General features: G+C 69.0%; 15 protein-coding genes. 9 read left to right on the forward strand and 6 right to left on the reverse strand.

Features of this window, described 5'->3' with window-relative positions:
- Positions 1-97 precede the first annotated feature (97 nt).
- Genes FHY04_RS17865 through FHY04_RS17880 form a run of 4 tightly spaced genes read left to right on the forward strand, consistent with a single transcriptional unit; the run spans position 98 to position 6,651 of the window.
- Entirely contained in the window at positions 98-2,632 is a 2,535-nt protein-coding gene (locus tag FHY04_RS17865) for a TonB-dependent receptor domain-containing protein (protein WP_183937327.1), read from the forward strand.
- Between the two features lie 13 nt (positions 2,633-2,645).
- Positions 2,646-4,448, forward strand: a complete 1,803-nt coding sequence (locus tag FHY04_RS17870; protein WP_183937328.1) for an alpha-amylase family glycosyl hydrolase — start codon at positions 2,646-2,648, stop codon at positions 4,446-4,448.
- Complete coding sequence (locus FHY04_RS17875) at positions 4,445-5,338, forward strand: ROK family protein (protein WP_107934468.1); 894 nt, start codon at positions 4,445-4,447, stop codon at positions 5,336-5,338. The genes FHY04_RS17870 and FHY04_RS17875 overlap by 4 nt, the downstream gene beginning before the upstream one ends.
- Positions 5,335-6,651 carry an MFS transporter gene (locus tag FHY04_RS17880; protein ID WP_183937329.1) on the forward strand — a complete coding sequence of 439 codons (1,317 nt, stop codon included), beginning with the start codon at positions 5,335-5,337 and terminating at the stop codon, positions 6,649-6,651. Before FHY04_RS17875 ends, FHY04_RS17880 begins: the two co-directional genes overlap by 4 nt.
- Before the next feature lie 14 nt (positions 6,652-6,665).
- Here FHY04_RS17880 and FHY04_RS17885 read toward each other — a convergent pair whose 3' ends face one another.
- Positions 6,666-7,784, reverse strand: a complete 1,119-nt coding sequence (locus tag FHY04_RS17885; protein WP_183937330.1) for an ROK family protein — start codon at positions 7,782-7,784, stop codon at positions 6,666-6,668.
- Between the two features lie 116 nt (positions 7,785-7,900).
- Here FHY04_RS17885 and FHY04_RS17890 point away from each other — a divergent pair, with 116 nt between their 5' ends.
- From FHY04_RS17890 to FHY04_RS17910, 5 genes are all read left to right on the forward strand, one after another.
- Positions 7,901-10,465, forward strand: coding sequence for a TonB-dependent receptor (locus tag FHY04_RS17890; RefSeq protein WP_183937331.1), 2,565 nt, complete (start codon positions 7,901-7,903; stop codon positions 10,463-10,465).
- On the forward strand, positions 10,462-11,691 hold the full coding sequence (locus FHY04_RS17895; protein WP_311725468.1) for a YdcF family protein: 1,230 nt from the start codon (positions 10,462-10,464) through the stop codon (positions 11,689-11,691). Before FHY04_RS17890 ends, FHY04_RS17895 begins: the two co-directional genes overlap by 4 nt.
- A gap of 104 nt (positions 11,692-11,795) precedes the next feature.
- Positions 11,796-13,991: a glycoside hydrolase domain-containing protein gene (locus FHY04_RS17900; RefSeq protein ID WP_260171612.1), complete on the forward strand. Its 2,196-nt coding sequence runs from the start codon at positions 11,796-11,798 to the stop codon at positions 13,989-13,991.
- Positions 13,969-15,012 carry an MFS transporter gene (locus FHY04_RS17905; RefSeq protein WP_183937333.1) on the forward strand — a complete coding sequence of 348 codons (1,044 nt, stop codon included), beginning with the start codon at positions 13,969-13,971 and terminating at the stop codon, positions 15,010-15,012. The genes FHY04_RS17900 and FHY04_RS17905 overlap by 23 nt, the downstream gene beginning before the upstream one ends.
- A 226-nt stretch (positions 15,013-15,238) precedes the next feature.
- Entirely contained in the window at positions 15,239-15,799 is a 561-nt protein-coding gene (locus tag FHY04_RS17910; protein ID WP_183937386.1) for a cytochrome c family protein, read from the forward strand.
- Positions 15,800-15,957: 158 nt separating this feature from the next.
- Here FHY04_RS17910 and FHY04_RS17915 read toward each other — a convergent pair whose 3' ends face one another.
- From FHY04_RS17915 to ppsR, 5 genes are all read right to left on the reverse strand, one after another.
- Positions 15,958-16,113: a hypothetical protein gene (locus FHY04_RS17915; protein WP_221211869.1), complete on the reverse strand. Its 156-nt coding sequence runs from the start codon at positions 16,111-16,113 to the stop codon at positions 15,958-15,960.
- 89 nt (positions 16,114-16,202) lie between these two features.
- Positions 16,203-16,685, reverse strand: coding sequence for a TspO/MBR family protein (locus FHY04_RS17920; RefSeq protein WP_183937335.1), 483 nt, complete (start codon positions 16,683-16,685; stop codon positions 16,203-16,205).
- A 6-nt stretch (positions 16,686-16,691) separates the two neighbouring features.
- Complete coding sequence (locus FHY04_RS22975) at positions 16,692-19,238, reverse strand: geranylgeranyl diphosphate reductase (RefSeq protein WP_311725472.1); 2,547 nt, start codon at positions 19,236-19,238, stop codon at positions 16,692-16,694.
- A complete protein-coding gene (chlG, locus tag FHY04_RS17935; protein WP_183937336.1) occupies positions 19,235-20,143 on the reverse strand; it encodes a chlorophyll synthase ChlG in 909 nt (302 codons plus the stop codon). The genes FHY04_RS22975 and chlG overlap by 4 nt, the downstream gene beginning before the upstream one ends.
- A gap of 70 nt (positions 20,144-20,213) precedes the next feature.
- Positions 20,214-21,644 carry a transcriptional regulator PpsR gene (ppsR, locus tag FHY04_RS17940; RefSeq protein WP_183937337.1) on the reverse strand — a complete coding sequence of 477 codons (1,431 nt, stop codon included), beginning with the start codon at positions 21,642-21,644 and terminating at the stop codon, positions 20,214-20,216.
- Positions 21,645-21,666 lie beyond the last annotated feature (22 nt).

Consider the following 21,666-nt stretch of genomic DNA (forward strand, 5'->3'; position numbering starts at 1 on the left):
TTCACAATCGATTGCATGACAAGTCTTGCAATCGATTGCGAAAAGCGTATGAGGCGATTCTGGGCTTCATAGAAAGCCACCGCGCAGGGAGGATATCATGAAAGCACGTTACATTTTGCTCGCCGGAATCGCCGCCACGTCCTTCGCGACGGTGGCCGCAGCGCAGACCACGCCCGTCCAGGACGTGCCCGTTCAGACCGCACCCGCGCCGGGCGAGCAGCCCGCCGACACCGCCGCGACGCCGGCGCCGATCGACGGCCAGGACGACATCGTCGTCACTGCGGTCGCGCGCGGCACCAACCGCCTCAACACCTCGATCACAACCAGCTCGATCGGCTCCGACGCGCTGATCCAGCTCGCGCCGCGCACCTCGGGCGAGCTGCTGCGCAACCTGCCCGGCATCCGCGTCGAGGCCTCGGGCGGTGACGGCAACGCGAACATCTCGGTCCGCGGCCTGCCGGTCGCGTCGGGCGGCTCGAAGTTCCTCCAGCTCCAGGAAGACGGCCTGCCGATCCTCGAGTTCGGCGACATCACCTTCGGCAATGCCGACATCTTCCTGCGCGCCGATTTCAACGTCCGCACGGTCGAGTCGGTCCGCGGCGGCTCCGCCTCGACCTTCGCGTCCAACTCGCCCGGCGGCGTGATCAACTTCATCTCGAAGACCGGCGAGCAGGAAGGCGGCGCCTTCCAGCTGTCGAGCGGGCTCGACTACCGCGAATTCCGCGTCGACTTCGACCAGGGCGGCAAGCTCTCGGACAGCGTCACCTATCATGTCGGTGGCTTCTACCGGATCGGTGACGGCCAGCGTGAAGTCGGCTTCGACGGCGTCAAGGGCGGCCAGCTCAAGGCGAACATCACCAAGTCGTTCGGCAATGGCGGCTATGTCCGGCTGTACGGCAAGTATCTCGACGACCGCGCGATCGGCTATCTCCCCAACCCGGTGCGCGTCACGGGCAGCAACAGCGACCCCGACTACAGCAGCATCGCCAATTTCTCGATCAACAACGGCACGCTGCACAGCGCCAACATCCGTACCGCGCAGACGCTCGACGGCAACAACCGGCTGACCACGCGCTCGATCCGTGACGGCCAGCACCCGGTCGTCTATTCGGCGGGCCTCGAGACGCAGATCCCGCTCGCGGACGACTGGAACATCGTCGAGCGGTTCCGCTACGCCGACATTTCGGGCGGCTTCACCTCGCCCTTCCCCGCCAGCGTCGATTCGGCGCAGTCGATCGCCAACGGCATCGGCGGCGCGGGCGCACAGCTGTTCTACGCCAGCGGCGCGCAGGCGGGTCAGCGCATCGGCGACCCCGCCTCGCTCAACGGCAACGGCCTGCTCGCCAACATCGTCCTGTTCGATGTCGACCTGAAGAGCCTCAACAACATCACCAACGACATCCGCCTGAACGGTTCGCTGCCGTTCGCCGGCGGGTCGCTCGCGGTCACCGGCGGCTTCTATGCCTCGCGGCAGGACATCAAGAGCGACTGGCTGTGGACCTCGTCCGTCCAGACCGTCGCGGACAATGGCCGCTCGGAACTCGTCGACGTCCGCACCGCGGCGGGCGTGCCCGTCACGCAGAACGGCGTCCCCGGCTATTCGGCGAGCTTCTTCGGCAATTGCTGCCGCCGCTCCTATGATCTCGACTACACGACCTACGCACCGTTCGCGCAGCTCGGGCTCGAGCTCGGCCGATTCAACATCGACGGGTCGCTGCGCTATGATTTCGGTCGCGCGCGCGGCAGCGTCGCCGGCTCCGATCTCGGCGCCGCGTTCGGCAGCGGCATCACGACGTTCGACATCAACGGCGACGGCGTGATCTCGGCCGCCGAGCGTCAGGTCGCGGTGATCCCCAACGCCCGCTCGCCGCTCGACTACAACTATGACTACCTGTCCTATTCGGGTGGCGTGAACTTCCGCCTGACCGACAGCACCGCGCTGTTCGGTCGCTACAGCCGCGGCGGCCGTGCCAACGCCGATCGCCTGTTGTTCGGCCCCTCGATCAACACCGCGACGGGCGGGCTGACCGACCAGGGCGCAGCGGTCGATTTCGTCCGCCAGCTCGAGGGCGGGTTCAAGTTCCGCCAGGGCGGCGTCTCGCTCTACGCCACCGGCTTCTGGGCGCGCACCGAGGAACAGAATTTCGAGGCGACGACGCAGCGCTTCTTCAACCGCGAATATGACGCCAAGGGCGTCGAGATCGAGGGCCGGATCGCACGCGGACCCTTCTCGCTCTCGGCCGGCGGCACCTATACGGATGCCGAGATCACCCGCGACGTGCTCAACCCCGGGGTCGAGGGCAACCGTCCGCGTCGCCAGGCCAAGTTCATCTATCAGGCGACGCCACAGGTCGATTTCGACCGCGTGACAATCGGCGCGAACGTGATCGGCACCACTGACAGCTATGCGCAGGACAACAATGTCCTCAAGATGCCGGGCTATACGCAGGTCAACGCCTTCGTCTCGATCCGCCCGGCGGACAATGTGACGCTGTCGGTGAACGGCAACAACCTGTTCGACGTGAAGGGCATCACCGAGGCCGAGGAGGGTGCGATCCCGACCAACGGCATCGTCCGCGCCCGGTCGATCACCGGTCGCACGATCTCCGCCGCCGTCCGCTTCGGCTTCTGATCGGCTGACCCAGGTGCGCGTATCCTCCCCCACCGAGCGTCGCCTCGCGGCGCTCGGGCCCCGCCTGCGCCGCCAGCTCGAACGCCTGTATGGCAGTACCGGGCTGGCGATCTGGCCACGGCTCGAGGCGATCCTGCGCGAGCGGGCCGCCGAACGCCCCGCCGCGATGGCTGCCCTCGACGAGGCGCGGCTCGCCGACCCCGACTGGTTCGTCGCGCCCGACATGCTCGGCTATTCGACCTATGTCGACCGGTTCGCCGGGACGGTCGAGGGTCTGATCGGGCATGTCGACCATCTCGAATCGCTCGGTGTCCGCTATCTCCACCTGCTCGCGTTGCTGAAGGCGCGCGAAGGCGACAGCGATGGCGGCTTCGCGGTTGCCGACTATCTGTCGGTCGAGCCACGACTGGGGACGATGGCCGATGTCGAGCGGCTCGCCGCACGGCTGCGCGAGGGGCGGATCAGCCTGTGCGTCGATCTCGCGCTCAACCATACCGCCGACGATCATGCCTGGGCGCAGGCGGCACGCGACGGCGATCCGCATTATCGCGCCTTCTACCACGTTCTCGGCGACGACGAGGCGCAGGCCTATGAAGCCAACCTGCTGCAGGTCTTCCCGACCACCGCACCGGGTAATTTCACGCATGTCCCGGCGATGGGCGGACAGGTCTGGACAACCTTCTACCCGTTCCAGTGGGATCTGAACTGGGCCAACCCGGAGGTCATGCTCGCGATCGTCGACACGATGCTGCGGCTCGCCAATCACGGGTTCGAGGCGTTCCGGCTCGATTCGATCGCGTTTCTCTGGAAGCAGCTCGGCACCGATTGCCGCAACCGGCCGCAGGCGCATTACATCGTCCGCGCACTGCGCGCCGCGCTCGACATCGTCGCCCCCGCGACGCTGCTCAAGGCCGAGGCGATCGTCCCGACCGCGCTGGTCCCGCCCTATTTCGGCGCGGACGAGGGGTCGGACTGGGATGGCGGGTTCGAGCCCGAATGCCATCTCGTCTACAACAACTCGCTGATGGTCGCCGGCTGGGTCGGGCTCGCCGAGCAGTCAGCCGCGCTGCCCCACGCGATCGTCGCGGCGAGCGGCGGCCTGCCGCGCGGCGCGAACTGGCTCAGCTATGCGCGCTGCCACGACGATATCGGCTGGGGCGCGGTGATCGGCGACCTTGCCGGGATCGACCCGGACCCCGTCGCGCGGCTGACCATAGCGGCGAAGTTTCTCGACGGCGCAGAGGGCAGCTGGGCGCGCGGCGAACCGTTCCAGTCGGACGGTTCGGTGCTGCACGGCTCGAACGGGACCATGGCGTCGCTCGCCGGGCTCGAGGCCGCGCGGACCGATGAGGAGCGCGAGCATGCGTTTCGCCGCATCGCGCTGCTCAACGCGCTGTCGATCGCCAGCGGCGGTCTCGCCACGCTCTATATGGGCGACGAGGCCGGGCTGCTCAACGACCACAGCTATCGCTACGATCCCGATCGCGCGCATGAGGGGCGCTGGCTGCACCGCCCGGTGATGGACTGGGACGCGCTCGACCGCGTTGCCGCCCTTCGCATTTCCGGCGACATCAGGGCGCTCCGCACCGCGCGCATCGCCAGCGGCGGGGCCGGCGCGCCCGCGACGATCGCCACGTCGACGTCCGCGCTGCTCGGTATCGCCTGTGGCAGCGACCGCGTCTTCCTCAATTTCTCGCCCCATGCGGTCCAGGTCGGCGATCTCGCCGGCTGGCACGACCGGGTGGCGGATACCCCCATCGGAGACGACGCCATGATCGGTCCCTGGAGCGTGCTTTGGGCAGGACCCTCGGCATGACCGCCGCCCCGCCGCTGTTCGGCTGCATCGAGGCGGGGGGCACCAAGTTCGTGCTCGGCGTCGCGCGTGATCCCGACACCGTCCTCCGGACCGCACGCATCCCCACCACCACGCCCGACGAGACGCTTGGCGCCGCGCTCGAATTCTTCACCGCGGCGCAAGCCGAATGGGGCGCGGTCGACGCGCTCGGCATCGCCTCGTTCGGCCCCGTCGATCTCGACCGCTCCTCACCGGGCTGGGGCCGGATCGTCGACACGCCCAAGCCCGGCTGGAGCGGCACCGACCTGGTCGGTCCGTTCGCCCGCGCGCTCGACTGCCCGGTCGGGTTCGACACCGACGTCAACGGCGCGATCCTCGCCGAGAGCCTGTGGGGCGCCGCCACCGGCGCCGACATCGCGGTATACGTCACCGTAGGTACCGGCATCGGCGGCGGTGCGCTGGTCGAGGAACGCCCGGTGCATGGCAGTCGCCACCCCGAAATGGGCCATATCCTCCCCCGCCGGCATCCCGACGACCGCGACTTCGCCGGCACCTGCCCGTTCCACGGCGACTGCCTCGAAGGACTGGCGAGCGGACCTGCGATCGCCGCGCGCTGGGGCGCGTCGCTGTCGGAGCTCGGCCCCGATCATCCCGCGCATGACATCGTCGCCTATTACCTCGCCCAGCTGGTCGTCGCGCAGCAGGCGCTGCTGTCGCCGCGGCGGATCGTCCTCGGCGGCGGCGTGCTGGGAACCCCCGGGCTGCTCGACCGGGTTCGCGACCACGCCGCTCGGATGGCGAACGGCTATTTCGGCACCCACGATTATGCCACCCTCATCGTCGCGCCGGGACTTGGCGACCGCGCCGGCTTGCTCGGCGCACTGGCACTCGCACAAAGGGCGCGTCGATGACCAAACCCCGTCTGTCGCTGATCCGCCTCATCGAGATGAATCTCGGCTTTCTCGGGCTGCAATTTTCGTTCGGCCTGCAACAGGCCAACATGGCGCCGATCTACGGCTATCTCGGCGCGGACGAGGCGAGCCTGCCGCTGCTCTGGCTCGCAGGGCCGGTGACCGGTCTGCTGATCCAGCCGCTCATCGGCGCGATGAGCGACCGCACCTCGACCCGGATCGGGCGGCGGACCCCCTATTTCCTCGTCGGCGCGGTGCTGTGCAGCCTGTGCCTGCTCGCCATGCCGTACAGCCCGACTTTGTGGGTCGCGGCCAGCCTGTTGTGGGTGCTCGACGCCGCCAACAACGTGACGATGGAGCCCTACCGCGCCTATGTCGGCGACCGGCTGCCCGATGATCAGCGCGCCGCGGGGTTCCTGACCCAGTCCGCATTCACCGGCCTCGCCCAGACCTTGTCCTATCTCGCGCCGTCGCTGCTCGTCTGGATCGGCTTCAACAAGGATGCGGTTGACGGCAACGGCATTCCCGACATCACGCGGATCGCCTTCTTGATCGGCGCGGTACTGTCGCTCGCGACGATCCTCTGGTCGGTCCTGCGCGTGCCCGAGCTGCCCTTGCCCGAGGAGGAAAAGGCGCGGCTGGCGAAGGAACCGCTCACGCTCGGCGGCACGCTGCGCGACCTGAAGACCGCACTGGTCGAGATGCCGCGGCCGATGCGCCAGCTCGCGCTCGCCATGCTGTGCCAATGGTATGCGATGTTCGCCTATTGGCAGTTCATCACCTTCGCGGTCGCGCGCTCGCTGCACGGCACGGCCGATGCGAAGAGCGTGGCGTTCCGCGACACCGTGCTGACCGTCGGTCAGCTCGGCGCCTTCTACAATGCGGTCGCATTCGTCGCGGCGATCGCGCTGGTGCCCGTCGCCCGCCGCTTCGGCGCAAAGACGGCGCATGCCGCCTGCCTGCTCGCATCGGGCGTCGCGATGCTCGCCATTCCCGGCATCCGCGACGAGGCGGGGCTGTTCGTCGCGATGCTCGGCATCGGCATCGGCTGGGCGAGCATGATGGGCAATCCGTACGTCATGCTGATCGACATGATCCCGCCCGAACGCAACGGCGTCTATATGGGCATCTTCAACATGTTCATCGTCATCCCGATGATCATCGAGAGCCTGACCGTCCCGCTCTTCTACCAGTCGCTGCTTGGCGGCGACCCGCGCAACATCCTGTATGTGTCGGGTGCGCTGATGGTGCTCGGCGCGGCCGCGACGCTGCGGGTCCGGATGCCGGCGACGGCGACGCGATCGGCGTCGTAACGGCGGGCCGGGCGTTAGCCGACCGCGGTCGCGTGGATCGGCATCAGCGCCGCGCCGATCGTCGCGGCCGCACCCTGCAGCGTCGATACCGAGATGCGCGGCGGGACGCTGCAATGGTCGCCGATATGCATCGCGCCGAAATCGATGTGGCGGACCAGCGCGTCGAGGATCGGCGTCGGCAACGGGCTCGAGATCACGAACTCGCCCGGATCGATCCAGGCGATCCCCCAGTTGATGATCGGCCCGATCTGCCCCGCGGCGCGGAGCACCCACGCATCGACGACCGGCTCATAGCCCTTGATCACCCGGTCGAAGTCCACCAGCGAGTCGATCGCGCAGCCCGCCTCGCGCAATGTCGACAACAGGTCGAGCGTCGAGGGGCGCGGCGCGCTGGTCGGGTAGAGGCAGCCGATCTCCCCCGCGCTCGCCATCGCCCCGCGCAGGATGCGGCCCTCGACGATGATCCCCGCACCGATCCCGTGCCCGAGCAGGATGACGACCGCGGTCGAACAGCGCCGCATCAGCCCCCCGACATAATATTCGGCGAGCGCCGCCGCGTTCGCGTCGTTCTCGATCCACACCGGGTGGCCGATATGCTCCTCGAACAACGCCTTCAGGTCGATCCCGCGCCACGCCGCCAGGCTGTCGACCGTCCAGCGCCGCGTCCCCTCGATCGACAGCGCCGCACCCGGCACGCCAATCCCGACGCCCAGCAGCCGCCGGCCGAGCAGCCGGTTCGCGATCGCCATCTCGTGCATCGCGGTGGTCACCCGCTGCGCAAACACGCGCGGATCGGGATCGTCGAACGGCGCGGATCGGTGCGCGATCACGCCGCCCGCATAATCGACCAGCGCCACCTCGAGCAGCCCGCGGTGGAGCATCGCCCCGACCCCGTATCCCGCCTCGGGCGAGATCTGCAGCGGGACCGCCGGGCGGCCGGGCGCGACCGGGGCCGCCCCCGGGCATTCCTCGATCAGCCCGTGCGCGAGCAGCGTCGCCGACAGCCGCGTGATCTTGGTCGCGCTCATCCCGAGGTCGGCGGCGAGATCCTTGCGCGACCGTGCTCCCCAGGATCGCAGGATCTGCATCACGCGCCGCTCGTCGTCATCCAGCCTCAACCGCGCCATCGCCATCCGCCCACGTCCCTTCGCCGCACCGGATAGCCGATTAGTTTATTTCGTGAAATTAATTAATTTTGTCATATTCCCCGACCAACGGCTGACATATCAATCGGGTGGGAGAAACAATCATGACAAAACACGGCTTGCGTTCGGGATGTGCGCTGATCGCGCTGGGGATTGCGGCACAGACGCCGGCCTGGGCGCAGACGGCGCCGTCGGCCCCCGCCGCCACCACCGCGACCGCTGCCGACCCGGCCAGCGACCCCGCCCAGGGTGATCCCGCGCAGCCCGATCCCGCCCAGGCTGAACCCGTAGCCGGCACCGACATCATCGTCACCGGCTCGGCACGCGAACAGCGTCGCTTCGATGTCTCCTATGCGGTCAATTCGCTCAGCAATGCCGACATCCAGAAGCTCGCGCCGCTCAACTTCGCCGATCTGCTCGGCAAGCTGCCGGGCTTCGCAGTCGAGAACACCGGTGGCGAGGTCCAGAACATCATCCGGCTGCGCGGTCTGCCCAGCGACGGCGGCCTCGTCACCTTCCAGCAGGACGGGCTGCCGCTGTTCCACGAGAATGACGGCAACTTCTTCCGCGGCGACAGCCTTAACCGCTTCGACCTGATGACGCAGCGCGTCGAAGTCGTGCGCGGCGGCCCCGCCCCGGTCTATGCGAGCTATGCCGCCGCGATCGTCAACAACATCACCGTCTCGGGCACCGACACGGTGCGCGGCGAGGCGCAGCTCACGCTCGGCGACACCGGCCTCTACCGGATCGACGGCTATCAGGCCGGGCCGATCGACGACTCGACCTATTACGCGATCGGCGGTTTCCTCCGCCGCCACGACGGTTATCGCGACAACGGCTTCCCCAACGACCGCGGCGGTCAGGTCCGCGCCAACATCAAGCATGACTTTTCGAACGGGTCGCTGCGGGTGTCAGGGAATTACCTGAACGACCACAACGTCTTCTACCTGCCGATCCCGACCGCCGACCCGCGCGATCCGTCCAAGTCGCTCAAACAGTATATCGACTTCTTCAGCGGCACGATGAATTCGCCCGCGCTGCGCAACGCGACGATCCGCTACCGCGAGGCCGACGGCACGACGCGCAATGTCGGCGCCGATCTCGGCAATGGCCGCCACACGCAGTTCGGCAATGTCGGCGTTCAGTATGACGCCGATTATGACGGCTGGAAGGTCGCCGCAAAGGGCGGGGTCAGCATCGGCAAGCTCCACTTCAACGCGCTCTATTCGACCAGCAATCCGTCCGACGCCACCGCCTTTGCGGGCAGCTATCTGACCGCCGCGCGCACCGCCTTCGGCGCGGGCGTCACCCGCCTCGGCTATGCGATCGCCGGCACCGACGGCGCCGAGGTCTATGACCCCAATGCGGCCTCCGGCCTGGTCGTCCCCGCGCAGTTCCGCGACGTCACGTCGAAATTCTACTCGACCCAGGGCGATCTCAGCGTCACCCGCTCGATCGCAACCGGCTTCGGCACGCACGACCTGCGCGTCGGCGTCTATGGCAGCCTGTACGGCGAAACCAACGAGGTCGCCTATCAGGACTATCTGCTCGAGGTCCGCGGCAAGCCGCGCACGCTCGACCTGATCGCCTATAACGCCGCCGGCCAGGCGCTCGGTTCGGTGACCGACAATGGCGTGCTGCGCTACACGACCACGCTCAACCGCGGCAACACCGACGCGTCGATGTACGCCTTCTACGCCAACGACACCTGGGAACTGACCCCGGGGCTGAAGATCGACGGCGGCATCCGTCACGAACGCTACAGCTTCGACGGCTATGCCTTTGCGACGACCTCGGCCAATCTCGGCGACCCGACGACGCTCGCCGACAATGCCGTGCGCGCCTTTACCGGCCAGATCATCCGCTCCTCGCTCGCGCCCGACATCACCAACTGGACCGCGGGCATCAACTACGACGTCACCCGGCATCTCGGCGCCTATGCGCGCGCGTCGCATCTCGAAACCCCGCCCTCGACGCAGGTCACCTATCAGATCAACCCGACGATCCTGACGCCCAAGGCCAACCAGTATGAGGTCGGGCTGAAGGCGGCGTTCGGCCGGTCCTATCTCTATGTCATCGGCTTCTACACGCGCTACGACCCGCTCAACGCCTCGTTCGTCGCGCTTGACCCGGTCACCGGCCGCAACGACCAGTCGGTGCCGTTCGTCGGCAAGGCGGACATCAAGGGGATCGAGATCGACGGCAATCTCGCGCTGCCCTACGGCTTTGCGATCACCGGCGCGCTCACGGTCAGCGATCCCAAGTACAAGAGCCTCGTCAACGCGAACGGCGCCAGCGCGGGCGATGTCGAGGGCAACCAGCTCGTCCGCGAGCCCAAGGTCTACGGCAATATCCGCCCCTCGGTCGATTTCGACATCGCGGGCAATGCGGTCCAGCTCTATGGTCGCTACGAATATGTCGGGAAACGCTATGTCGATTTCTTCAACAACACCGCGCTGCCCGCCTATGGGACGGTCGGCGCGGGCATCACGCTGACGCGCGACACGTGGCAGATGCAGGTCGTCGGCGACAACATCTTCAACGCCAAGGGCCTGACCGAGGGCAATACGCGCACCGACCAGCTCAGCGGCCAGGGCACCGCGGACGCGATCTACGGCCGTCCGATCTTCGGGCGCAACGTCCGCCTCGTGGTCAGCAAGTCCTGGTGACCGGCCTACGGATGATCCTCGCGGTGGCGCTGGCGGGCAGCGCATCGGTGCCGCTCGGCGCGCAGGTACCGGCACAGGCGGCAACCGGGCAGGTCGGGGCGGTAGGGCGATTGCCCGACGCCCCGATCGACGCACTCTCGCAGCGCCTGTTTCCCCGGCTTGTCGCGTTGCGCACGACGCCGGGCTGGGCGCAGGCGCTCGACCGCGACCCGGCGATGCGCACGCTGCAGGCTGCGCGCACGGCGCGGCGCGCGGCGTGCGGCACCACAGCCGCCTGCACGATCGAGGCGGCGATCTGGACGACCGGGGATCGCACCACGCTCGTCGCGATCCTCGACCGGCTCGCGGCCAAGCGCGTGCTGCCGACGCTCGCGGCGAACGCGGATCTCGCGCCGGTCGCGGCGATCGATGCCGAGCTCGACGGGCTGAACGCGGTGCTGCGCGTCTATGGACTCGGCCAGCCGTCACGCTATCCCGCGATCGACGGCCCCGTCTTCACCCCCGCGGTCCCGTATTTCGCCGATGGCGTCGCAGTCGGCATCGAGTTCGCCCGCGCCGCCTCGGGTGCCGCACCCGATACACTCGACGGCAGCGTCGCGCTCGCGCTCGCGCTGCTCGATGGCAACGACGCGACCGCGGCGACGCTGTTCGAACCGCTCGACGACCGCGAGAATGCCGGCGTCCGTGCCGCGGCCGCACGCACCGACTGGGCCGCCTTCCGCTATACCGCGCTGATCGTGCCCGGCGTCGGGCCGGAGGACAGCGCCACACGGCTCAGCCCGCGCAGCAAGCTCCACGCGCTGCTCGCCGCGCAGCGCTATCGCCAGGGGCTCGCCCCGTTCATCCTCGTCTCGGGCAGCGCGGTCCACCCGCGCGGCACCCGCTTCGTCGAAGCCGTCGAGATCCGCCGCGCGCTGATCGAGCGCTACGCGATTCCCGCCGATCGCATCATCCTCGAACCCTATGCGCGGCATACGACGACCAATCTGCGCAACGCGACGCGGCGGATGGTCGCGCTCGGCATCCCGCTCGACCGGCCGACGCTAATCGTCACCGACGCGCAGCAGAGCGCCTATATCGAAAGCCCGACCTTTACCACGCGCAACACCGCCGAACTCGGCTACATGCCCGGCGCGATCGGCCGGCGGCTGTCCGTCTACGACCTCGAATTCCGCCCGTCGCGCCAATCGCTCCGCCAGGATCCCCGCGATCCGCTCGACCCATGACCAATGTCCTTCAGCGGTCAGACCCCGCAAACACGAACTCCCCAACCCCACCCCCACCCCCACCCCCACCCCCACCCCTCACCCCGGCGAAGGCCGGGGCCCAGTTGGGAAACGACACTGATCGGGGACAACGCACGTGCCCCCCCGCCATCCCGACCCCGTTCCGGCCGTCACGGTCGAGCCGCATCCTCACCCATCCGCTCGTCCTAACCCTGCTGCTAGTTCCCGCCGCCGCATCCGCCCAGGACACCCCCGCCGATCTCGTCGACCCGTTCGTCGGGACACTCGCCGATTTCGGCCAGCTCACCCCCGCCGCGGTCGCGCCGTTCGGCATGGTCCAGCTCGGCCCCGACACCAGCCCCGCCAACCACGCCGGCTATGATCACGCGGCCACCACGTTGCTCGGCTTCTCGCACACGCGCGGCGTCGGCGTCGGCTGCGGCGGTGCAGGCGGCGACCTGATGATCGCGCTACGCTATGCCGGCAGCGACGTTCCACGCGATGCTGCTCCCGCACAGGTCGACAAGACCAGCGAACGCGCCCGCGCCGGCACCTACAGCGTCCGCTACGACGGCGGCATCCTTGCCGAGACGACCGCGACGCGCGGCGGCGGCGTGCTGCGCTTCACCGTACCGCGCGCGGGCACGCTCGACCTGCGGATCGACCCGCGACGCAGCTATGCCAAACGGCTGTCGGCCAACTGGGCGCGCCTCGACAGCGACGATTTGCGTGCCGATCTCGTCGCGGGCACCGTCTGTGACCAGGGCGCCTATCGCCTCCACACCGCCAGCCGGATCCGGGTCAACGGCCGCCTCGTGCATCGCCGGCTGAGTGTCGGCGCTGGCGATCTGGCGACGCTCCGCCTCGTCGCCCGCGCGGGCGACCGGATCGAGATCCGCACCGGCCTGTCGAGCGTCGACGGCGGCGGCGCGGCGCTGACCCGCGACACCGAACTCGGCGACAGGCCGTTCGCGACCATCGCCGCGGCGACCCGGTCCGACTGGAACCGCGTGCTCGGGCGGGTCGTGCCGACCGGTCCGCGCGACCGCCGCGCGCTGTTCTACACTTCGCTCTACCGTGTCATGCAGACCCCGGTCGCGATCGACGATCCGGACGGCCGTCACCGCGACAAGACCGGCCGCATCGCCGTCTCGCCCAAGGGTCGGACGCGCTATGCCAGCTGGTCGCTCTGGGACAATTACCGCACGCAGATGCCGCTGCTGGCGCTGATCCAGCCCGACCGCAGCGCCGACATCGCCGCCTCGCTGGTCGCGCTATACGCCGGCGGCAAGCCGCAATGGTCGACCCGCGACGAGCCGTTTCTGACGGTGCGCACCGAACATGCCGGAATCGCGCTGCTCGATATGCACCGCAAGGGGATCGCGTTCGACACGGACGCGGCGCTCGCCGGCATGGTCGCGGACAGCGCCACGCTCAAGCGCGGCACCCCCGACGAACAGATCGAGGCCGCCTATGACGACTGGGCGGCCGCCGAACTCGCACGCGATCTCGGCCGCACCGATCTCGCCGCGCGCTTCACCGCCAAGGCGCTGTCCTACCGCCCAATGTGGCGATCGGTGTTCCAGTCGCCCGGCGCGGACGGCGACGTCGTCAAGGCGCGCGGGCTCTATCAGGGCACCTTGTGGCAATATCGCTGGGCACCGGTCTTCGATCTCGGCTGGATCACCAAGACCGTCGGGCGCGCGCGGCTGCTGGGCGAACTCCAGACCTTCTTCGGGCAGGGCCTGTTCAACATGACGAACGAGCCCGACATCCACGTCCCCTGGATGTTCGCCGCGCTGGGCGAGCCCCGGCCGACCGCGGATCTCGTCCGGACGATCCTGACCCGGCCGATCGCGCATCCCTATACCAACAGCGGCAAGCTCGCGGTGCCGTTCGTCGGTCGCAGCTTCGCGCTGGCGCCGCAGGGATTCGCCAACGGGATGGACGATGACGCGGGCGGCATGACCGCCTGGTACGTCTTCGCGGCGCTCGGGCTCTATCCGCTCGTACCGGGAGAGCCCTGGTACGTCCCGACGACCCCCGCGTTCGAACGGGTCCGTCTTGATCTCGGCAAGGGGCGCGTGCTGCTGATCCGCCGCGACGGCCCGGCGGACGGCGTCGTGCAACGGGTGACCCTGGACGGACGCGCGCTGTCCACGACGCGGATCGACCATGCCGATCTGATGCGCGGCGGCACGCTGGTCGTCACGACGCAGGCGCCGCGCTCGCAAAATGTCCCGCAACTGCAAGACAGCCGCGCTAGGGTCGCGGTCGATGGCATGCTCCACCCCCGATAACGCCGCCGCCGCGCCGCCTGCCACGGCGCGGATGCTCGGCTATGCGAGCGGCAATTTCGGCAAGAACCTGCTCGCGTCGACGATGGACGTCTTCCTGATGTTCACGCTGACCGAATATTGGGGGATATCGCCGCTCGCCGCCGGGCTGATCGTGATGCTCGGGCTGGTCTGGGACGGGCTGTGCAACCCGCTGCTCGGCCGCCTGCTCGACCGCGCCACCGACCGCGCGGGGCTCTACCGCCGCCTCCTCGTCATCGCCGCCCCCGTCGTCACCATCCCCTTCACCATCCTCTTCCTCCTCCCCACCCCCCAGCCATCCTTCATAATTCCCTGGGCGATCAGTCTCGTACTGGTTTTCCGCACCGCCTATGCGACCTGCGATGTCGCGCATAATGCGCTGACGCTGCCGGTCTTTGCGCGATCCTTCGCCTATATCGGCAAGGGCGTGATCCACGACCCAGACTGGACCGCGCGCGCGCTCACGACGCTCGCGTTGTCGCAACTCGTCATGCTGCCCGTCTGGGTCGGGGCGAGCCGGCGTGCCAGCCAGCGCGGCATGCTGGCGGTCGCGCTGATCCTCGTCGCGGTCGGATCGGCGGTGTTCGCGACGGGACCGCGCGGCATGATGGCGGGGATCGCGCTGTTCGGTGCGGGCAATGCCGGCGTGCAGATGATGATCTGGGCGCTGCTCGCCGACGCGATCGATCACGGCGAGCGCCAGACCGGCGTCCGGCTCGAGGCGGTGCCGGTCGCTTTGCTGCTCCTCACGCTGAAGCTGGGCGGCGGAGTCGGCGGTGCGCTGTTCGGTCAGGGCCTCGCCCTGGCCGGCTGGACCGGCACCGCCCCGCTCGGCGAGACCGGCGGTGGGCAGCTCCTGGCCATGGCGTGGGCGATGCCGGCTGCGGGCGCGGTCATCGGCATCGCGGTGGTTGTCTTGCAGTCCCACACCGGTGCGGGACGTTCCACCGTCCCCGCAGCACGCAGCCTGCCCAACAGCGTGAGCAGATCCCGCGCCGGATAGCGGCCGGCCGCGTTGTCGTACATCGCCCGGCACGTCGCGATATCGAACCATGCCGCGCATTTCGCGGTCGCTATCTCCGGCGCATTCCCGCGCCCTCCAACGCCTTTCCGGGGGCCGCTCCTTACAGTTGTTGAAACAAAGTGTTGGACGGCAGATACTGTGAAGAATAATAGACAGTGCACAGCCTGGCATGCGGACCCGGCGCTTGGTCGAGAGGAGCAGGATTATGAAATCAGCATCCACGATTCGGTTTGGACATCTGGCACTTTGCGTCGCGCTCTCGGCGACGGTGCTCAGCGCCTGCTCGAAAAAGGCGGCCGAGGAGCCCGCCGCGGGCGAAACCGCTGCCGCCGCGCCGGAAGCCGCTACCGCAAACGCTGCGGCTCCGGCTGAGACTGCCGCGCCGGCGGCGACCGCATCCACCGCCGCGCCGGCCCCTGATAACGTCGATACGCTCAGCGGCGTCAAATTCGCCGGCTACACGGGTGATGCCGCGAAAGGAAAGACCGCGTTCATCACCTGCCAGACCTGTCACGCGGTCGAGGCCGGCGTGAACAAGATCGGCCCCTCGCTGCACGAAGTGGTCGGCCGGGCCGCGGGAACGGTCGCCGGCTACACCTATTCCGCCGCCAACAAGAATAGCGGGATCACCTGGACCCCCGAAAAGCTGTTCCAGTATCTCGAAAAACCGCAACGCGTCGTCCCGGGTACCAAGATGGCGTTCCCGGGCATCCCCGATCCGCAGAAACGCGCCGACGTGATCGCCTATCTGCAAGCCGGCGGCTGAGCAGAACCGCCGCCCCTGCCCCACCGGTCCCGCTCCTGCCTGTTGCGGGAACGGGCGGGATCGGTCGCAGCTTCGCTTGACCCCGTGACCATGGTCCGGTCGCCGCAGAGCAGGGTGTGAAACGCAAGGCCCGGTTCTGCAAACTGGCTAACCGACATTCAGCTTCGTGCCGTCCGCGCCAGATCGGCGAGATGGACCGGCAGCGACGCGATGAGCGGCACCGCGATCCAAGGCCAGTCGAGCCCGGTCAGCGCGGCGCGCAGCGCGATCAGCATCAGCATGCCCGGCGCCAGCCGGAGCGCCGCGGTCGCCATGCTCCACCCCTGCCGTCGCAGACAGAGAAGTTCGAGGGCGATCACCCCCAGCACGATATCGACCGCGTGCCCGCTGGCGAATAGCCAGGTCAGGAAAAGGGTCCGTTGAGCTGGACGATCGCCAGATTGAGGTAACCCGCGAACCCCACCCACAGCAGATAGGGCAGCAACAGCGCTGCCGCGGACCGCGAATGCCGGGCTAGGACGACGATCAGCACCAGGATCGACAGCCAGAGCACGGTTATCTCCGCGACCGCCCAGTCGGGCCGCTGCAGCCGGAAGAAGACGAGGCTCCACAGGATGTTGAGAAACCCGTTGCCCGCGAACAGCCCGAGCAGCCATTCGCGCTCGCGCCACCCCGCAATCGCCCGCCACCCCGTCACGCCCGCCAGCGCCGTGCAGCTGTAGATCGCGGTCCAGGCCAGACCATAGGCGGCGTCGGGCGGTGCCCAATGCGGCTTGAGCAGACTGCCATACCAGGATCCGGTGTCGATGATCGTCGCGCCCACCAGCGCCACCAATGTCGCGAGCAATGCCGCGATGCACACCGGAAAGATCCAGACCCTATCCATCGCGCATCAGCTCACGGTCTGCAGCAGATGCCGCATGTCCTTGGCGAAGATCCGCGCATAGGCGAGCGGCCGCGCATAGATCAGCTGCTTGTTCATATAGGCGTGCCAGGTCAGATGCTGGACGTCGCGGTCGGCGCACATCGCCACGAAGCGTTCGCGGCGGCGATCGTCGCGGTACCAGAAATGCTGCATGATCGCGAGGATGCGGAACACCAGCCCATGCGCACGCATGAACCGCCGCCGCGCCGCGCCGAGCGCCTTGGGGTCTCCGCTGGCGAGGAAGGTATCGACTGCCTCGGCAGCGAACCGCGCGGACAGCATGGCGTAATAGAGCCCCTCGCCCGAGGCCGGCGCGACCGCCCCCGCGGCATCGCCGATCACCAACACGTCGCGGCCATTGTCCCATCGCCGCAACGGGCGGAGCGGGATCGGCGCACCCTCGCGACGCAGCGTCACGCACGACTCGAGCCCGAGCCGCACGCGCAACCGGATGGTCGCGTCACGCAAACCATGCCCCTTGTGCGCGCTGCCGACGCCGATGCTCGCTGTATCGCCGTGCGGGAACAGCCAGCCGTAAAAGTCGGGCGAAAATTCGGCCTGATAGAAGACGTCGCACCGGGTGCGGTCGAACGCCGCGGTGCCGGGTTGCGGCGTACGGATCACCTCGTGATAGGCGAAGACGCACGGGTTGCGCACCGCATCGTCGAACACCGCCTCGGCGACGCGCGACCGGGCGCCGTCCGCGCCGATCACGCACCGCGCGCGGACGCGATGATCGCCCTCGCCATCGGTGTAGCGGACCTGTGCGCCACCATCGCCGTCGCGGACGATCGCCTCGAACCGCCCGGTGCGCCGCTCCGCGCCCTGCTTGGCAGCGCGGTCGCGCAGCCACTCGTCGAACGTGTCGCGGTCGACCATGCCGACATAGCCGCCCGCGCCGCTCGGATCGACCGGCATGTCGACCGCACGCCGCGACGGGGCGATCATCCGCGCGGTTCGCGCCCGCCCGACGATCAGATGATCGGGAATCGCGAAATCACGGATCAGCCGCGGCGGGATGGCGCCGCCGCACGGCTTGATCCGGCCCGCGCGATCGAGCAGCAGCACCGATCGCCCCGCCTGCGCCAGCTCGGCAGCGGCGGTCGCCCCGGCCGGACCGCCGCCGACGACGACGCAGTCATAGGTCGTCATGCCGCCGCCGCGCGCGCGCGCGACTGGCGTCATGTCCTGCTGGCGACCCGGCCTGCGCATCGCCAGCCCTGCGGCGGCGACGAAGACCAGCGCTTCGGCCAGGAAGACCAGGGTGAAGACGGTGGCGGGAGATTCGATCTGGCTCCGCCCGAGATCGACGCCCGTCGCGCCGAGCAACCCGCCAAGCCCGAAGGCGATCGCCTGCGCCGCGCCCCACACGCCCATGCGGAGTCCCGCCTGCTCCCGCCCCTCTGCCTGCCCGCGTGCCGCCAGCGCGATCATCGCGCCGATCGCCGCGACCGCGAAGACGCCATTGGCCAGGCCGAGCAGCGCGACATTGGCGGTCAGCGGCCAACCCGGCCCGATCCGCGCCGCCAGCGCGAGCCCCGCCAGCGCCGCCGCCGACCCGAGACACCCGCCACCGATCCACCAGCGCAGTCCGCGCGTCTCCCCGCCTTCACCCCGCCCGCCGCCAAACGCCCCGCCGCCGACCCCCGCGACGATCATCCCGACAAGCACACCCCCATGCTGCACCCCGGACAGCTGCGTCGAGGCCCCCGGCGCGAGCCCGAACACCAGCCCGGCGAACGGCTCGAGGATCAGATCCTGCATGGCGTAGGCCAGCATCGAGACGAAGACGAAGAGCGTGAAGCGGCGCGCCTCGCCATCGGCCCAGATCGTCCGCAACGCCGCCGTCAGCGTAGCGGATCGCTCCCCCCGCCGGGATGCGTCGACCGGCGTGGCGAGCGCCCTGGACGGTGCAGCCCCCTCGACGCCGAGAAGCGCCACCACCGCGAGCGCGAACGCGCACCCCGCAACACCGGCCGCGACCTGGGTCAGCCGCGCTGCGGAAAAAGGTTCGAGCAGCGCACCGGCTATACCCGCCGTCACCGCGATCCCCGCGACCATCATGATCCAGGTGATCGCCGCCGCCGCCGCGCGCCGCTCGGGCGCGACTCGGGTCGCGAGCAATGCCAGCAGCGAGGTGCCCGCCGCGCCCACGCCCATGCCGATCATCGCAAACGCGGCAATCGCCAGCGCCAGCCCCCCGGGCGCGCGTGCGGCGAGCAGCGGCAGCGCACCGACCGCGAGCAAAGCGCCGAGCGCGAGCACCGCCATGCCCCCTATGATCCAGGGTGTCCGCCGCGCGCCGCGATCCGAACCATGCCCCCAGACCGGTCGCGACAGCTGGACCGCATAATGCCAGGCGACCAGACCGGCGGGGAGCGCCGCGGGCAGTGCATATTCGACCACCATCACGCGGTTGAGCAGCGACGTCGCCAGCATCACGATCGCGCCGATCGCGCTCTGCACCAGCCCGAGCCGCACGATACCGAGCCAGCCGAGCGGGACCACGCTCACAACCCCGCCACCCCGCCGAGCCCGAACGCCGACGCCAGCATCCCGAGGACATAGAGCGTCGTGCCGGTCGCATTATACCACGGGGTGTTCTTGAGCGGATCGCGCAGCAGCCGCACCATCAGCGCCAATTGCCCCACCAGCAACGCCGCGACCAACAGCGCGATCAGCCCGTGCCCCCACAAAGCCAGCAGGCCGATCACCGCGACCTGCGGGACCGCCATGACGATACAGGCCAGCCGGGCGGCGCGATTCACTCCCAGCACGACCGGCAGCGAGCGCAACCCCATCATCCGATCGCCCTCGACTGCCTTGAAATCGTTGAGCGTCATGATGCCGTGCGCGCCGGCGGTGTAGAGGCCGAGTATGACCAGCACCGCAGCATCGGGCCAGCCGCCCGTCATCGCCGCCGCGCCGGTAAACCAGGTCAGCCCCTCATAGGTCAGCGCGACCACCGCGGGCCCCCAGATCCCGCTCGCCTTGAACCGGAATGGCGGCGCGCTATAGGCCCAGGCGCAGGCCAGCGCGACGCCGGTCGCCGCGAACACCAGCGGCCCCATCGCCGCCCCAACCGCTGCCGAGATCAGGCTGCCCGCGATCGCGATCCACAAGCCCCAACTGCCGGCGATCCGCCCCGACGGGATCGGCCGCAGCGGCTCGTTGATCGCATCGACATGGCGGTCGAACCAGTCATTGGCCGCCTGGCTCGTTCCGCAGACCAGCGGCCCCGTCAGCAGGATACCCCCGACAAGAAACGGCCAGCGATCGCCCAGCGGAACGCCCGACGACACGACCCCGCACAGGAACGCCCAGATCGGTGGAAACCAGGTGACCGGCTTGAGCAGTTCCAGCACGTCGCGGGCCGCGGGCGGCGGCATCGCGACACGGGAAGCGGACAGGCGATCCATGTCGCGAAGCTAGGATCAGACGGTCTTGGCTGTCAATATATGTTGACACCAATCATCGACAACCTGCCGGTCAGCCGTCGCCCGACACGAGATTGCCGAGGCCGTGGCGATGAAGCTTCGAATAGAGGCTTTGCCGGCTCACGCCGAGCACCTCCGCCGCGGACGCGCGGTTGTCCGACGTATAGGCCAGCGCCGCCTCGATGCAGAGCCGCTCGATCAGGTCCGTACTCTCGCGCACGATCTCCTTCAGCGACATGCGGCCGACCAGCTCGGTCAGCTGCTCGACCGATCGCGGCGTGTCGTGCGCGACCAGCGGCACCTGGCGCAGGCGGCGTCCGACATGGCGGATCGTGAAGCCGAAACACTCGCTGCCCCCCATCGGTGCGACCACGCCGGACACCTCGATCTCGGCCTGCGCACCCGCCGCGCCGCGCAGGATCGTCGCGACGTTGCGGACCGAGCCATGTTCGCGCAGCTGCGCGACGATCAGCTCGAGATCGATGCCCGGCCTACCCAGCCACGCACCCAGCCGCGCGCCGATCAGCCGCTCGATCGACGGCATTTCGGTCAGCTCGACAAAGGCGGCGTTCGCGGTCAGCACCGTCAGGTCGCGATCGACCAGCACGAACGAATCGGGCATACGCTCGACCACGTCGCCGAGCGTCGCCTCGTGCCGCCGCGCACCGACGACCGGCTCGACCGCCTCGATCCGGACGATCAGCGACGGGCTGCGCGCCTGACGGAACAGCTTCGCATCGATTCGCACGTCGACCGCGCGATCGTTCAGGCGCAGCGCGACCGGTGCGACATCGTCCGCCGCCTCCGCCGCGCCGAGATGCGCGACCAGATCGTCGCGATCATGCGGATCGACGATCGTGCTGACCGGTGCACCGACCAGCGTATCGGCGGCGGCATCGAGCAGCCGCAGCGCCGCCGGATTCGCCTCGCGGATGCGGCGCGACCCGGCATCGACGACCAGGATCGCATCGGACGCCATGTCGAACAGCATCCGGTACCGCGTCTCGGCCTGGCGCAGGCGAATATAGTCGCGCTCCAGCGCCTGTTGCGTCTGGAGCAGCCGCTGCTGCGTCGCCGCCGCGCCGCGCAGGTCGCGGCCGATCGCGACGAGCCGATCGGGCGTGCCGAGCGACATCACCAGATAGCGGACCGGTACGTCGCCACCCGCCGCGGGATGCGTCACCTGTCGCCAGCGCGCGGGTTCGGGGCGGCCCGCCGCCGCGAGCATCTCGGCCGCCTTGGGACGGCTTTCGACCGTCATCGTGTCCATCCAGCGTTCGCCGACCCAGCCGGCAAAACCGTGATTGGCAAGATCACCTTGCGACACCGCGACGTCGAGGATTTGCCCATCGGCGGCGAGGATGAAGGCGACGTCGCCGACGGCCGCGAGCAGTGACGCGGCCACGCGCGCGCTCAGGGCCCCGGGCGCGGCGTCGGGGCGGGCGAAGGCCAGATGCGGGGAAGAGGCGATAGTCTTGTCCATCGACGAGCGTCGCGCTCCAATC

This window comes from Sphingomonas sp. BK481 (assembly GCF_014194875.1).
In the GTDB taxonomy this organism is placed as follows: domain Bacteria; phylum Pseudomonadota; class Alphaproteobacteria; order Sphingomonadales; family Sphingomonadaceae; genus Sphingomonas; species Sphingomonas aerolata.